The organism is Ferrovibrio sp. (assembly GCF_002796975.1).
Classification (GTDB): domain Bacteria; phylum Pseudomonadota; class Alphaproteobacteria; order Ferrovibrionales; family Ferrovibrionaceae; genus Ferrovibrio.
Genome location: NZ_PEKV01000004.1, coordinates 305,528 through 318,659, shown reverse-complemented (window position 1 = coordinate 318,659; position 13,132 = coordinate 305,528). Strand labels below are relative to the sequence as shown.

General features: G+C 62.9%; 12 protein-coding genes. All 12 read left to right on the top strand.

Annotation, left to right across the window (positions count from 1 at the left end):
- Position 1 precedes the first annotated feature (1 nt).
- The 12 genes from CTR53_RS04225 (at position 2) to CTR53_RS04170 (ending at position 13,061) form a co-directional block, all read left to right on the top strand.
- Positions 2–1,285 (top strand): 3-isopropylmalate dehydratase large subunit, encoded by a 1,284-nt coding sequence (locus CTR53_RS04225; RefSeq protein ID WP_290809547.1) that lies wholly within the window; start codon positions 2–4, stop codon positions 1,283–1,285.
- A complete protein-coding gene (locus CTR53_RS04220; protein ID WP_290809546.1) occupies positions 1,282–1,800 on the top strand; it encodes a 3-isopropylmalate dehydratase small subunit in 519 nt (172 codons plus the stop codon). The genes CTR53_RS04225 and CTR53_RS04220 overlap by 4 nt, the downstream gene beginning before the upstream one ends.
- Positions 1,797–2,678, top strand: a complete 882-nt coding sequence (locus CTR53_RS04215) for an isocitrate lyase/PEP mutase family protein (RefSeq protein WP_290809545.1) — start codon at positions 1,797–1,799, stop codon at positions 2,676–2,678. The genes CTR53_RS04220 and CTR53_RS04215 overlap by 4 nt, the downstream gene beginning before the upstream one ends.
- Positions 2,675–4,354, top strand: coding sequence for a hydantoinase B/oxoprolinase family protein (locus tag CTR53_RS04210; RefSeq protein WP_290809544.1), 1,680 nt, complete (start codon positions 2,675–2,677; stop codon positions 4,352–4,354). The genes CTR53_RS04215 and CTR53_RS04210 overlap by 4 nt, the downstream gene beginning before the upstream one ends.
- A gap of 27 nt (positions 4,355–4,381) precedes the next feature.
- Positions 4,382–5,344, top strand: a complete 963-nt coding sequence (locus CTR53_RS04205) for a tripartite tricarboxylate transporter substrate binding protein (protein WP_290809543.1) — start codon at positions 4,382–4,384, stop codon at positions 5,342–5,344.
- Complete coding sequence (locus tag CTR53_RS04200; protein WP_290809542.1) at positions 5,322–7,397, top strand: hydantoinase/oxoprolinase family protein; 2,076 nt, start codon at positions 5,322–5,324, stop codon at positions 7,395–7,397. Before CTR53_RS04205 ends, CTR53_RS04200 begins: the two co-directional genes overlap by 23 nt.
- A complete protein-coding gene (locus CTR53_RS04195) occupies positions 7,397–8,011 on the top strand; it encodes a cysteine hydrolase (RefSeq protein ID WP_290809541.1) in 615 nt (204 codons plus the stop codon). Before CTR53_RS04200 ends, CTR53_RS04195 begins: the two co-directional genes overlap by 1 nt.
- The gene (locus tag CTR53_RS04190) at positions 8,008–9,414 is read left to right on the top strand and encodes an FAD-dependent oxidoreductase (RefSeq protein WP_290809540.1); all 1,407 of its coding nucleotides are present in this window, start codon (positions 8,008–8,010) and stop codon (positions 9,412–9,414) included. Before CTR53_RS04195 ends, CTR53_RS04190 begins: the two co-directional genes overlap by 4 nt.
- A 1-nt stretch (position 9,415) precedes the next feature.
- The gene (locus CTR53_RS04185) at positions 9,416–9,979 is read left to right on the top strand and encodes a nuclear transport factor 2 family protein (protein ID WP_290809539.1); all 564 of its coding nucleotides are present in this window, start codon (positions 9,416–9,418) and stop codon (positions 9,977–9,979) included.
- Positions 9,980–10,181: 202 nt separating this feature from the next.
- Positions 10,182–10,442, top strand: coding sequence for a hypothetical protein (locus CTR53_RS04180; protein WP_290809538.1), 261 nt, complete (start codon positions 10,182–10,184; stop codon positions 10,440–10,442).
- A 70-nt stretch (positions 10,443–10,512) separates the two neighbouring features.
- Complete coding sequence (gene recQ, locus CTR53_RS04175) at positions 10,513–12,360, top strand: DNA helicase RecQ (RefSeq protein ID WP_290809537.1); 1,848 nt, start codon at positions 10,513–10,515, stop codon at positions 12,358–12,360.
- A 152-nt stretch (positions 12,361–12,512) separates the two neighbouring features.
- Positions 12,513–13,061 carry a PRC-barrel domain-containing protein gene (locus CTR53_RS04170; RefSeq protein WP_290809536.1) on the top strand — a complete coding sequence of 183 codons (549 nt, stop codon included), beginning with the start codon at positions 12,513–12,515 and terminating at the stop codon, positions 13,059–13,061.
- Positions 13,062–13,132: the final 71 nt, after the last annotated feature.

Below are 13,132 nucleotides of genomic sequence, written 5' to 3'. Positions count from 1 at the left end.
CATGGCGCAGAAACCCCCGATGACCTTGGCCGAGAAGCTGGTGGCGCGTGCCGCGGGGCTGGAGGTCGTGCGACCGGGCGAAGTGGTCACGGCGAAAGTGGATCTCGCCATGATGCACGATTCTGGCGGGCCCCGTCGCGTGGCCCCGATGCTGGAACGCCTGCAAGCCAGACTCTGGGATCCCGACAAGGTTGTCGTGATCTCGGACCACTACGTGCCGGCGGTGGATGCTGAAAGCGCAGGCATCCTCGACCTCACTCGCAAATGGGTGAAGGCCGCCGGTGTGACCAAATTCCACGACATGCAGGGCATCTGCCATGTCGTGCTGCCCGAGCGTGGCCATCTGCGTCCGGGTCTGTTCGTAGTCGGTGGCGACAGTCATTCGCCCACCGGCGGTGCTTTTGGTACCTACATGTTCGGTGTCGGCGCCACCGAGATGTGCGGAGTTCTGGTGACTGGTGAGATCTGGCTGCGCGTGCCCGAAACCATCCTGTTGCACTGGGCCGGCAAACTTGGTCCCGGCGTCGCGGCGAAAGATATGATCCTTGCCATGTGTGCGAGACTGGGCATGGATGGCGGCCGTTACCAGGCGATCCAGTATGCCGGCGACACGCTGGCTGGCTTAGCCATGCAGGAACGCATGACGCTGTCGAATATGGCAGCCGAACTTGGTGCCCAGACCGGCCTGATCGCGCCGGACGCTGTCACGCGCGACTATCTGCTCTCGGTTGGTGTCCCGGCCGGTGAGATCGATATCGCCACCTGGCAGAGCGATGCTGATGCGAAGGTGACCGAACGCCATGATTTCGATGCTGCAGCACTGTCGCCTATGGTGGCTGCGCCGCACAGCCCCGCCAACAGTGCCGCGGTCGCCGAACATAAGGGCGTGAGTGTCGATCAGGCCTACATCGGCGCCTGCACCGGCGCCAAGATCAATGACCTGCGCATGGCCGCAAGTGTGCTGAAGGGCCGTAAGGTGGCGAGCGGCACGCGACTGCTGATCGCACCGGCATCGGCGCGCACCACTGCGGAAGCCGCCGCCGACGGCACTCTGGCGACGCTTACCGAAGCCGGTGCCATCCTGCTCTCGTCGGGCTGCGGCGCCTGTGCCGGCTATGGCGCGGGCGTGCTGGCCGAGAACGAGACCTGCATCGCTTCGACGGCGCGCAATTTCAAGGGCCGCATGGGCGCGGGCTCGTCGAAAGTCTATCTCGGTTCACCCTATACCGTAGCTGCGGCGGCAGTGGCCGGCCATATCGTCGATCCCCGGGAGATGCTGTCATGAGCGCTGCATCGACCGGCCGGGTCTGGAAATTCGGTGACAATATCGACACCGATGTGCTGGCGCCGGGTCTCTATATGAAGGGGCCGTTGACCGAACTCGCAAAGCATTGTCTGGAGGCCGTCGAGCCGCGGTTTGCCAAAGAGGTGAAGCCCAGCGATATCGTGGTCGGTGGACGCAATTTCGGCATGGGCTCGTCGCGCGAACAGGCGGTGATGGTTTTGCGCGAATTGGGCGTGGGCGCCGTGGTGGCGCCGTCTTTTGCGGGCATCTTTTACCGTAACGCCCTTAATCTTGGCCTACTGGCACTGGTCTGTTCCGAGGCTGGCCAGATCCGTGCCGACGCCGTGCTGTCGGTCGATGCAGCCAATGCCGAATTGTGCGATCTCGATACCGGCAAGCGCTATGCCTGCGAACCGCTGCCGGCACATCTGCTGCAGATGATTGCTGATGGCGGCCTGTTGCCCAATCTGCAAAAGAAACTCAAAGTTCAACGCTCAAAGGAGGCGCAGGCATGACTGAGCTGCGCGCACGTCTGGACCGCGGCGACATCGTCGTGGCCCCTGGCGTCTACGATGGCCTGAGTGCGCTGGTCGCGACCCAGGCCGGTTTCGAGACGCTGTATCTCTCGGGCGCCAGCATCGCCTATACCCGTTTCGGCCGCTCCGACATTGGTCTGGTCTCGATGACAGAAGTGGCTGATACGCTCGGCACGATCTGCGAGCGGGTCGAAACGCCGATCATCGTCGATGCCGATACCGGTTTTGGCAATGCGCTCAACGTGCAGCGCACGGTGAAACTGTTTGAGCGCAATGGTGCCGCCGGCATTCAGCTGGAGGATCAGTCGACGCCCAAACGCTGCGGACATCTGGATGGCAAGACATTGGTCTCTGCGGCTGAGATGGTTGGCAAGATCAAGGCAGCTTTAGACGCGCGCGTCAGCGCTGACACCCTGATCGTGGCGCGCACTGACGCTATCGCCGTCGAAGGCATTGCGGCCGCCATGGAACGCGCCGACCGCTATGTCGAGGCCGGCTGCGACCTGCTGTTTATTGAGGCGCCACGGAGCGTGGACGAGATGCGCAGCATCATCAGCCGCTTCGGCAATCGCGTGCCGCTGATGGCCAATATGGTGGAAGGCGGCAAGACGCCGCTGCTGTCGTCTGCCGAGCTGGCGCAGATCGGTTATCGGCTGGCGATCTTCCCCGGTGGGCTGACGCGGGCGTTGGCGCATTGCATGCAAACTTATTTCGCATCGCTGCAACAACATGGTACGACTGCACCATTCCGCGACCGCATGCTGGATTTCTCGGCTCTCAATGCCCTGATCGGCACACCCGAACTGCTGCAAGAGGGCCGCAAATACGACCCGGCCAGCCATGAGGGTCGGTCATGATCGATCCGATCACACTTGCCGTTCTGAAAGGCCGGCTTGAGCAGGTTGCTGACGAGATGGACGCGACGCTATTCCGCTCGGCCTTCAACCCGATCATCGCCGAGGCACATGACGCCAGCCATGGTCTCTATCATGCCGTCACCGGCGAAACACTGGTGCAGGGCAAGTCCGGCCTGCCGATCTTCGTTGGCGCCATGGCTTTCGCCGTGAAGGCTGTGATCGACAAGGCTGTCCGCGACGGCAACCTGCAGGACGGCGACGTCTATATCTTCAACGACCCCTATGATGGCGGCACGCACCTGAGCGACTTCAAGCTGGTGCGACCATTCTTCCGCGACGGCAAGGTCTTCTGCTATCTGGCGTCTGTGGGTCACTGGCACGATGTCGGCGGCAATGTGCCGGGCAACTACAACCCGGTCGCCACCGAATGCTTCCAGGAAGGTATGGTGATCCCGCCGGTAAAGCTCTATGCCGCGGGCCAGCTGCGCCAGGACGTGGTTGACATCCTGCGTGCCAACACCCGTCTGCCGGACAGCCTCTATGGCGACATGAACGGCCAGGTCAATGCCTTGGATCTTGGCAACCGGCGCCTCAATGCGCTGCTGGACGAGTATACCGACGCCATCGTAGAAGAGGCCCTCGCCGAGCTGAAGAAGCGCGCCGCCCTGCAGTTCCGCAGCTTGATCCGCGACCTGCCGGACGGCCGTTATGCGGCGGAAGACTTCCTCGACAATGACGGCATCCGCGACGAGGCTTTGCGCATCGGCCTCGAGGTGGTAATCAAAGATGAGAGCCTGACGCTGGATTTCTCACGCACCTCGAATGCCTGTGCCGGTCCGGTGAATATCGCGCGCTCGACGGCGATTGCTGCCTGCTATGTGGCGATCAAGCATATCTTCCCCGATGTGCCGGCCAATTCCGGCGTGCTGGAGCCGGTGACGTTTGTCATCCCCGAGACCAGCCTGATCAGCGTCAGGGCGCCCAAGCCGGTCGGCGGCTATACCGAGACCATCCTGCGCGTGATCGACGTGATCTTTTCTGCCTTTGCACAGATCGCGCCTGATCGTGTCAATGGCTGCGCCTACGGCACGATCAATGCACTGTCGCTGGCGGGTCATCGCAAGGACGGCCGGCGCTGGGTGATGTTCAGCTTCTTCGGCGGCGGCCATGGCGGCCATCCGAACGGCGACGGCCTCAATCACGGCAATGCGCCGATCTCGATGGCGACCATCCCGCCGCTGGAGATTCTCGAAGCGGCCTATCCAGTGGCCTTCACCGAATGGAGCCTGCGTGCTGACAGCGGCGGCGCTGGTAAACATCGCGGCGGGCTGGGCGCGGTCTATGAAATCGAGTTGTTGGAGGAAGCGGCCGATCTCTTCCTGTTTGGCGAACGCGGCAAATATGCTCCCGCTGGCGTGCTGGGTGGTCAGGCAGCGCAGCGCAACCGCTTCACCTATCCCAAGGACGGCCAGCCAGCCGAACCTGGCATGGTGTCGAAGCTGCATGACGCCAAGCTGAAGAAGGGTGAGCGGATCCGGCTGGAGACGCCGGGCGGTGGCGGTTACGGCCCGCCGGCCGAACGCAAAGCCGACGCCATCGCAGAAGACCTGCGTCTGGGTTACGTCACCGAAGAGGGGGTTGCCCGCAACTATAAAAAGCCTGCCGCCACGAAGTAGGTATCGTAATACGAGAGAGGAAACGCTATGCGAAAGCTGATCACTGTCTTGCTGGGGCTGACATTGTTGCCTGTGGCTTCCTTGGCCCAGTCCTATCCGACCCGCCCAGTCACACTGGTCGTGCCGTATCCACCCGGTGGTACCACCGACATCGTTGCGCGTCTGGTGGCGCCGAAGATCGGCGAGTTGATCGGTCAGTCCATCGTAATCGAAAACCGGGCCGGTGCCGGTGGCACTATCGGTGCAGGCTTTGTGACCAAGGCAGAACCAGACGGATACACCCTGCTGCTCGGGACTCCGCCGGACCAGGTGACGGCACAGTTCCTCACCAAACAGATCGCTTATAATCCGGCGCGCGATTTTGCACCGATCTCGCTACTGGTGCGTGGCCCGAATGTGTTCGTCGTCAATCCCGGCGTGCCGGCCAAGACGCTGGCCGAATTTGGGGCACTGGCCAAACAGCAGCCGGGTAAGCTGAATTTCGCGTCCGCGGGCAAGGGCAATACCAGTCATCTTTCGGGTGAACTGTTCAAAGTACGCGCTGGTATCGATATCACCCACGTACCCTATCGTGGCAATGCGCCGGCTTCGCAAGATCTGGTGGCCGGCCATGTGCAGGCGCTGTTCGAGGCTCCGGCTGCATCGCTCGGGAATATCCGTGATGGTCGTGTGCGTCCGCTGGCCGTCACCTCGGGTCAACGGCTGAAGACGCTGCCGGATGTGCCGACTTTTGCCGAAGCCGGTGTGAATGGTGTTGAAGTCTATACCTGGTTCAGCATCCTGGCGCCCGCCAAAACGTCGTCGGACATTATTGCAAAGCTGAACAAGGCCGCGAGTGACGCGCTGGCCGATCCCAACATCCGCCACCGGCTGGAAGAGATGAGTTTCGAAGTGGTTGGCGGCGCTCCGGGCGTGCTGGGAAAATTCATCGCCGATGAGACCGTGAAATGGGAGAGAGTCATTAAAGATGCCAATATCACGACAGATTGAGGCAGGCCGTCTGGCTGTTGGCGTCGATGTCGGCGGCACATTCACGGACGTCTTTTTCCTCGACGAAGCCAGTGGGCGCATCGACATCGCCAAGGTGCCATCGACCCGTGGCGATCAGGCGACAGGCTTCATCGAAGGCCTGCGCTCGAAGGCCGAGGTCGGACAGATCGCGACCGTTGTGCATGGCACCACCGTGGGCACCAACGCGCTGCTGGAGCGCAAGGGCGCGCGGACCGGCATCATCACCACGCGCGGCTTCCGCGATGTGCTGGAAATGCGCCGCCGCGACCGTCCGACCACCTGGGGCCTCTGGGGTCAGTTCACCCCGGTGGTGCCACGCGACCTGCGGCTGGAGGTCGGCGAGCGCGTGCTGGCCGATGGCAGCATCCGTGAGGCGGTCGATGCCGAGGAAGTCAGGCAGGCCGCCCGTGAACTGCTGGCACGCGGTGCCGAATCTGTCGCTGTCGTGTTCATCAACGCCTATGCCAATCCCGACAACGAGCGGGTCGCGCTGGCGGCCGTGAAGGATGTCTGGCCGAATGCCCATGTCACGGCCTCCAGCGACATCCTGCCTGAAATCCGTGAATTCGAGCGTACCTCGACTGCGGCGCTGAATGCCTATCTGCAGCCTCCGGTGGGAAGCTACCTGCGCAAGCTGGAAAGCCGGCTGCAGGGCGATGGCTTCGCGGGCCAGCTTCTCATCGTGCAGTCCAACGGCGGCGTGATGAGCGTGGACAGTGCCGCCAGCCGCCCGGTGCGCACGGCGCTCTCCGGTCCTGCCGCCGGTGTGATCGCCTGCCAGCATATCGCCACCGCGGCCGGTTTCCCCAATGTCGTGACCTGCGACATGGGCGGCACCAGTTTCGACGTCTCGCTGATCGCCGATGGCGCGCCGGCCATGAGCGCGCAGACCGCCATCGATTTCGGCATGGTGGTGCGCGCGCCGATGGTCGAGATCACCACCATTGGTGCCGGCGGCGGCTCGATTGCCTGGATCGACCGTGGCGGCATTCTGCAGATCGGCCCGGAAAGCGCCGGCTCCGATCCCGGCCCGGTCGCCTATGGCGTGGGCAATGACCGGCCGACCGTGACCGATGCCAATGTGGTGATGGGGCGTATCGATGCCGAACGCCCGATCGGCGGCAAACTCAAGCGGCTCGATGTCGAGGCTGCCAGGGCCGCCATCGCCAAACACATCGCCGAACCGCTCGGCCTCGATGTCATGGCGGCGGCCGAAGCGATCATCAAGGTGGCCAATTCGCGCATGGCCGGCGCGATCCGTCTGGTGTCGATCGAACGCGGCCACAATCCGCGCGACTTCGCCGCCATGCCGTTCGGCGGCGGCGGTGCGCTGCATGTCGGCGCGCTGATCAAGGAGGTCGGTCTGGCTTCGGCGCTGGTGCCGCGCTTCCCCGGCGTCACTTCGGCGCTCGGCTGCGTGATTGCCGATATGCGGCATGATTTCGTCCGCACGGTGAACAAGACGCTGGACGATACCGATCCGGCTGTGCTCGACGGCGCCATTTCCGAGGCGGCCGGCGAGGGCATGCGCCTGCTGGATCAGGCCGGCATCAGCTTCGAGGGCCGCACGATCTCGGTCGAACTCGACATGTCCTATCTCGGCCAGACCCATACCGTCGCCGTGCCGCTGGAGGGCGATTTCAGTAAGCCGGCGAAGCTGACACGAGCCCAGATCAAGGTTGCATTTGAGGCCGCCTATGCCGCAGCCTTCGGCCGCGTGCTGGAAAAGATCAGCATCCGCGTGCTGAACCTGCGTGTCGCGGCTATCGGCCGGCGCAAGAAGTTCGATCTCAGCCTGCTTGCGCCGCCTGTCGAGGGCTCGCTGGAAGCGGCGAAGCGCACCACGCGCAAGGTCTGGATCGACGGAGCCTGGCATGAGGCCGGCATCTATCGCCGGCTGGAACTGCCGCTTGGCGCAGTGGTTCCCGGCCCCGCGATTCTTGAGCAGTCCGACACGACGATCCTGATCGAAGCCGATCTGGTCGGTGAGGTCGATAGATTCGGTAACCTGATCGTGAAGCGGAAAGCCTGATGAGCACCACCAAGCTGGACCTGAAGCGCAGTGCACTGCTGATCGTCGATCTGCAGAACGACTTCCTGCATGAGAAGGGTGCTTATGCCCGTGGTGGCGCCAATCTGCCGGGCGCAGCAGCGCTGATCGCCAGTATGAAATCGGTGGTCGATGCGATGCGCGCCGCTGGCGGCTGGATAGTTTCGACCCAGTTCACGCTTGTTCCGGGGCGGGACGGCGAACCACTGATCAGTCCGCATCTGCAGCAGTTGCGACCGTTTCTGCGCAAGGGCGACTTCCAGCCTGGCAGCTGGGGCCATGGACTGATTGACGAACTGGCGCCCGCTGATTTCGTGATCGAAAAGGTGGCCTATTCGGCTTTCTATATGACGCGGCTGGAATTCGTGCTGCGCAAGGTTGGCATCGACACGCTGCTGATCAGCGGCATCATTACCAATGGTGGTGTCGCCAGCACGCTGCGCGACGCTCATGTGCGCGACTTCCACGCGATGCTGCTGACCGACGGTTGTGCCGCTTTCAGCCGCGAAGCGCATGAGGCCAGCATCGCCTCGCTCGGCACCGTGGCGCCGAAACTGACCTGCGCCGAGGCCGCGACGCTGATCCGGGGCGCATGAGCGGGGTGTTGCCGGCCGCGGGCGTCGATTTCCCGCTGAGCGTACCGGTCCTGGTGATCGGCGGCGGTGCCTGTGGTCTGGTCGCCGCGCTGGCCGCGTATGATGCCGGTGCAGAGGTATTGGTGCTGGAGCGTGACCCGTCACCCAGCGGCTCCACCGCGATGTCGTCAGGGATGATTCCCGCAGCGGGCACGGCTTTGCAGGCGTTGCGCGGTGTGAACGATACGCCGGCGATCATGGCGGCGGATGTGCAGGCCAAGGCACATGGGGAGAATGATCCGGCCATGGTGGAGTCCATCTGTGCCGCCTCGGGGCCTGTAGTGGACTGGCTAGTGCAGCAGCATCATGTCCCGCTCATCCTGGTCGAAGGCTTTCTCTATCCCGGCCATAGTCGGGCGCGTATGCATGCGCCGGCCTCGCGCAGCGGTGCCGATCTGATCGCCGGCCTGCTGAGGGCAGCTAATACGGCTGCCATCGATGTCGTCTGCGATGCGACTGTCACGACGCTGTTTGCCGACACGGACGGCCGCGTAGCCGGTGTCGAGCTACAGCGACCGGATGGTTCTGCCGAGCGCATCGGCTGCGCTGCTCTGGTGCTGGCCTGTTCAGGCTTTGGCGGCAATGCCGAGTTGTTGGCGTGCCATATTCCGGAACTGAAGGGCGCAATGTATTATGGCCATACCGGGAACCGCGGCGATGCTTTGCTCTGGGGCGAGCAACTCGGCGCGGCGACGCAGCATCTCGGTGCCTATCAGGGCCATGGCTCGCTGGCGATGCCGCACGCCATCCTGATTTCCTGGGCGCTGATGATGGAGGGTGGCTTCCAGGTCAACGCCAATGGCGAGCGGTTCTCCTGCGAGCATGACGGTTATTCCGAGCAGGCGATGCGCGTCATCGCGCAGCCCGGCGCGATCGCCTGGAATATCTACGACGAACGCCTGCATCAACTCGGCCTCGAGTTCGAGGATTATCGCGATGCCATCAAGGGTGGTGCTATCCGCTCGGCTGACAGCGTTGAAAGGCTGGCCGAATTCTGCGGACTACCAGCGGCGGCGCTGGTTGCAACAGTAGCGGAAACGCAGACGCTGGCGGCAGGGCAGGGCAGCGACCGTTTCGGCCGCGACTTCACCGGCAGGCCGGCGCTGGCGGCGCCGTTCTATGCCGTGAAGGTGACCGGTGCGCTGTTCCATACACAAGGCGGTCTCCGGGTCGATACTGACGCCCGCGTGCTCCGCAGCGACGGCATGCCGCTGCCGAATCTGCTCGCTGGCGGCGGCGCAGCCTGTGGCCTTTCCGGTCAGGGACGCGACGGCTATCTCTCCGGCAATGGCCTGCTGACGGCGACCGTGCTCGGCGCCAAAGCTGGACGGACTGCTGCTGAACTTGTCAAATCAGGAGGCTGACATGCCGGTGATCCGTGTAACCCTGATCGAAGGCTATGACGAGGCGGTGCGTGATCGCCTGTTGGAGGGCTATAGCGCCGTAACGCGCACGGTGCTGGAAGCCGTCCCGGACGGCGTCACTGTCGCGATCGAGGAAGTGAAACAGAGCAATTACCGCCGCGGCAATCAACGGAAGCATCCCAAGGCACCCCCACCGCCGCCGGAGCAGATTGTGCGAGATTTCCTCGGTGCGATGGAACGTCGCGATCTGGCAGCCGCTAAGGCCATGCTGGCATCGGATTTCACCATGGTCTTTCCCGGCAGTACGACCTTCACGAAGCTGGAAGAGCTGATCGACTGGGCCCGGCCGCGTTACCAGCGCATTGGCAAGGTCTATGAGCGTTTCGATGCCGTGCCGGGTATGGAAAACGCCGTGGTCTATTGCTCCGGTACACTGGAAGGCGTATGGCCGGATGGCACGGCCTTCTCCGGTATCCGCTTCATTGATCGCTTCACGGTGCGTGGCGGACTGCTGGTCGATCAGAAAGTCTGGAACGATCTCGATGCGATACTCAGGCAGGCCTGACGGTAGGAAGCATGGATATTATCGGACGCGGTTTCATTTGGGACGACCTGAAGCTGGGTTACAAATTCCGGACTGCCGGCCGAACCATCACTGAGGCCGATCTGGTGAACTTCGTCGGCGTCAGTTGGATGAACGAGGAACTCTTCACCAATACGCAGGGCCGGGATAGTCGGGCCATTCGAGGCCATGTCATACCGGGCGTATGGTTTACGCCATTGCCGAGGGTCTGCTGACACCCAGCATGCAGGACACCGGTCTGGCCTTCCTCAATGCCACCGTCGATATCAAGGCGCCAACCTGTATTGGCGACACAGTGCATGTCGAATGCGAGGTGGTCGAATTGCGGCCAACCTCCAAGACGGATCGCGGCCTGGTCCGGACCATGAATCAGGTTGTTACTCATACCGGTACAGTTACGCTGACCTATAATCCTCTGCGGATGATGCGGCGCAGAGGGGATTGAACCCTCGCACCGCCTCCGCTTCTTTGCTATGCCGGAAGGGTAGGGGCGAATCGGCGCCCAAGCGTTCGGCATGGCATTGATTTCAACACATTCTGTCTCGCTGGCTGCAGCGGAAGCGACGCTGCACAGGGTTTTCGGCTTCGAGCGCTTCCGCGCTGGTCAGGCTGAGATCGTGCAGGCGCTGCTGGACGGGGAAGATGTGCTGGCGGTGATGCCGACCGGAAGTGGCAAGTCACTGTGCTATCAGCTGCCGGCGATTCTGCGTGATGGCCTCACCGTTGTAGTGTCGCCGCTGATTGCCCTGATGCGCGATCAGGTGCGGCAACTCCAGGGTTTTGGGGTTAATGCTGCCAGTCTCAACTCGGCCAATGACGAGGTGGAGAACCAGCGCGTCTATCGCGACCTGCGTGAGGGCAGCCTGCGGCTGCTCTATGTCGCACCTGAACGTCTGGTGCGATCCGACACGGTGGTGTTGCTCAAGCGCTCCGGCGCCAGCCTGCTGGCCATCGACGAGGCGCATTGCGTCTCGCAATGGGGCCATGATTTCCGCCCCGAATATCTGGCGCTGGGGCAGATCCGCGCCGAGCTGGGCAATATCACCACCATTGCGCTCACCGCGACGGCGGACGCGCCGACGCGGGCCGATATCGTGCAGAAACTGTTTTCTGACGAGCCCCGCACCTTCATCCGCAGTTTCGACCGTCCGAACCTGCATCTGATGATGCAGCCCAAGGCCAGCGCAAAGAAGCAAATCGGCGATTTCATCGGTGCGCGCCGCGGCGTGAGCGGCATCGTCTACTGCTCGTCGCGCAAACGGACCGAAGACCTGGCCGCAGGGCTGAATGCCATGGGTCATATCGCGCTGGCCTATCATGCCGGGATGGAGCAGCGGCTGCGAGACGCCAACCAGGATACTTTCCTGCGCGAGGATGGCGTGGTGATGGTGGCGACGGTGGCATTTGGCATGGGCATCGACAAACCGGACGTGCGTTACGTCTGCCATGCCGATATGCCCCGCAACGTCGAAGCCTATTACCAGGAGATCGGCCGCGCCGGCCGCGACGGTCTGCCGGCTGAGACGCTGACGCTCTATGGTCTCGACGACATGCGCCTGCGCAGGCTTCAGATTGAAGAAGGTGAATCCGCACCGGAGCGCAAACGCATCGAACGTCAGCGTTTCAATGCGCTGATCGCTCTGTGTGAATCGCCGCGGTGCCGCCGCCAGACCCTGTTGGCTTACTTTGGCGAAAGCTCCGAGCCTTGCGGGCATTGCGACCTCTGCCAGGACGGCGTGGCGCGGTTCGATGGCACGACGGAAGCGCAGAAGGCACTGTCGGCGATCGCACGCACGGGGCAGCGCTATGGCACCGAACATCTGGTGCAGATTCTGCTCGGCAACACAACAGATGCCATCCTGCGCAGCGAGCATGACCGACTGCCGACCTTCGGTGTTGGCAAGGATCGCGATGCCAACAGCTGGCGCTCAATCTTTCGCCAGCTTTACGGCGGCGGTTTGATCGAACTGGACATCGCGGGTTATGGCGGCTGGTTCATCACTGATGCCGGTCGCCTGGTGCTGCGCGGTCAGAGCAAAGTCGAGATGCGGCAGGAATCGCTGTCGGCAAAGCGCGACCGCAGCCGGCGCGGCAGTTCCTCCATGGCCGAGGCGGCGTTGCAGCCTTCCGATCAGCGCCTGCTGTCGGCGTTGAAGGATCTGCGGCGCCAGCTTGCCACCGAACTTCAGCAGCCGGCCTATGTGATCTTCTCCGACCGCACGCTGCTTGAACTGGCCGCGAAACGACCGACCAGTCTGTATCGTCTCACCGATATTCACGGCATCGGACAGGCCAAGCTGGAGCGTTTCGGACAGGCGTTCCTCGATGTCGTGCTGGCGCACGAAGACGATCGCGCGGCGTGACGATCCTGTGTAGCGGGGCTTCGCTGTTACGGGTTCCCTTAAGCGACTGAAAAGTCACAGGGGTATTGCGGCATTGTTGGCTCAATCCCACAACGGCGCGCAACCGGGCGCACTATATACAATGCTGGTGAAACGGATGAGAGAGGGATGCCATGAGACGCAATCTCGCCGCTGTTTCCGCCGTCGCATTGCTGTTGGCCTTGCCGCTTGTCGCTATCGCGCAGGATGCCAGCAAACCGACCGCCGGTAACAGGACAAAGTCAGATACGATTGTGCCGATTCCCGGAACAGGGACGGCGGAAGTGAAGGGCGCGCAGTTGATTGGCGCCGATGTGGTCAACACGACGAACGACAAGCTTGGCGACGTGGATGAGGTGCTGGTCACCACCGACGGCCGGGTCAATGCTGTCATCGTCGCGACCGGCGGCATTTTTGGGCTCGGCGAACGTAAGGTGGTGCTAGCCTGGGAGCGCCTGCGCTTCAGCAGCCAGGGAAGCGATCTCGTTGTCAAGACGGATGTCAGTCGCGAGACATTGAACGCCATGCCGGAATATCGCGACCCAAGTCGCGCATCCACCGATCAGCAGCCATCCATGCAGCGTGCGCCGGACACGCAGAATCGCGCCAACAATGATGCAGCCCCGCTGCCCGGACCGCTGGACACGACGCGGCCGATCCGCCCGGCGCCGCCCACTAACTAGGAGTACGGCGCCGCCAATCACAGGAAAGAAGCCCCCGTCCGGTGTAGTGGACGGGGCAAGTGGGTACTGGC

Excerpts from the sequence above, each read along its gene's own strand:
- recQ (WP_290809537.1), top strand. The coding sequence starts at position 10,513 with ATGGCATTGATTTCAACACATTCTGTCTCGCTGGCTGCAGCGGAAGCG.
- CTR53_RS04200 (WP_290809542.1), top strand. The coding sequence starts at position 5,322 with ATGCCAATATCACGACAGATTGAGGCAGGCCGTCTGGCTGTTGGCGTC.
- CTR53_RS04185 (WP_290809539.1), top strand. The coding sequence starts at position 9,416 with ATGCCGGTGATCCGTGTAACCCTGATCGAAGGCTATGACGAGGCGGTG.
- CTR53_RS04195 (WP_290809541.1), top strand. The coding sequence starts at position 7,397 with ATGAGCACCACCAAGCTGGACCTGAAGCGCAGTGCACTGCTGATCGTC.
- CTR53_RS04180 (WP_290809538.1), top strand. The coding sequence starts at position 10,182 with ATGGTTTACGCCATTGCCGAGGGTCTGCTGACACCCAGCATGCAGGAC.
- CTR53_RS04225 (WP_290809547.1), top strand. The coding sequence starts at position 2 with ATGGCGCAGAAACCCCCGATGACCTTGGCCGAGAAGCTGGTGGCGCGT.
- CTR53_RS04215 (WP_290809545.1), top strand. The coding sequence starts at position 1,797 with ATGACTGAGCTGCGCGCACGTCTGGACCGCGGCGACATCGTCGTGGCC.
- CTR53_RS04170 (WP_290809536.1), top strand. The coding sequence starts at position 12,513 with ATGAGACGCAATCTCGCCGCTGTTTCCGCCGTCGCATTGCTGTTGGCC.
- CTR53_RS04205 (WP_290809543.1), top strand. The coding sequence starts at position 4,382 with ATGCGAAAGCTGATCACTGTCTTGCTGGGGCTGACATTGTTGCCTGTG.
- CTR53_RS04220 (WP_290809546.1), top strand. The coding sequence starts at position 1,282 with ATGAGCGCTGCATCGACCGGCCGGGTCTGGAAATTCGGTGACAATATC.
- CTR53_RS04210 (WP_290809544.1), top strand. The coding sequence starts at position 2,675 with ATGATCGATCCGATCACACTTGCCGTTCTGAAAGGCCGGCTTGAGCAG.
- CTR53_RS04190 (WP_290809540.1), top strand. The coding sequence starts at position 8,008 with ATGAGCGGGGTGTTGCCGGCCGCGGGCGTCGATTTCCCGCTGAGCGTA.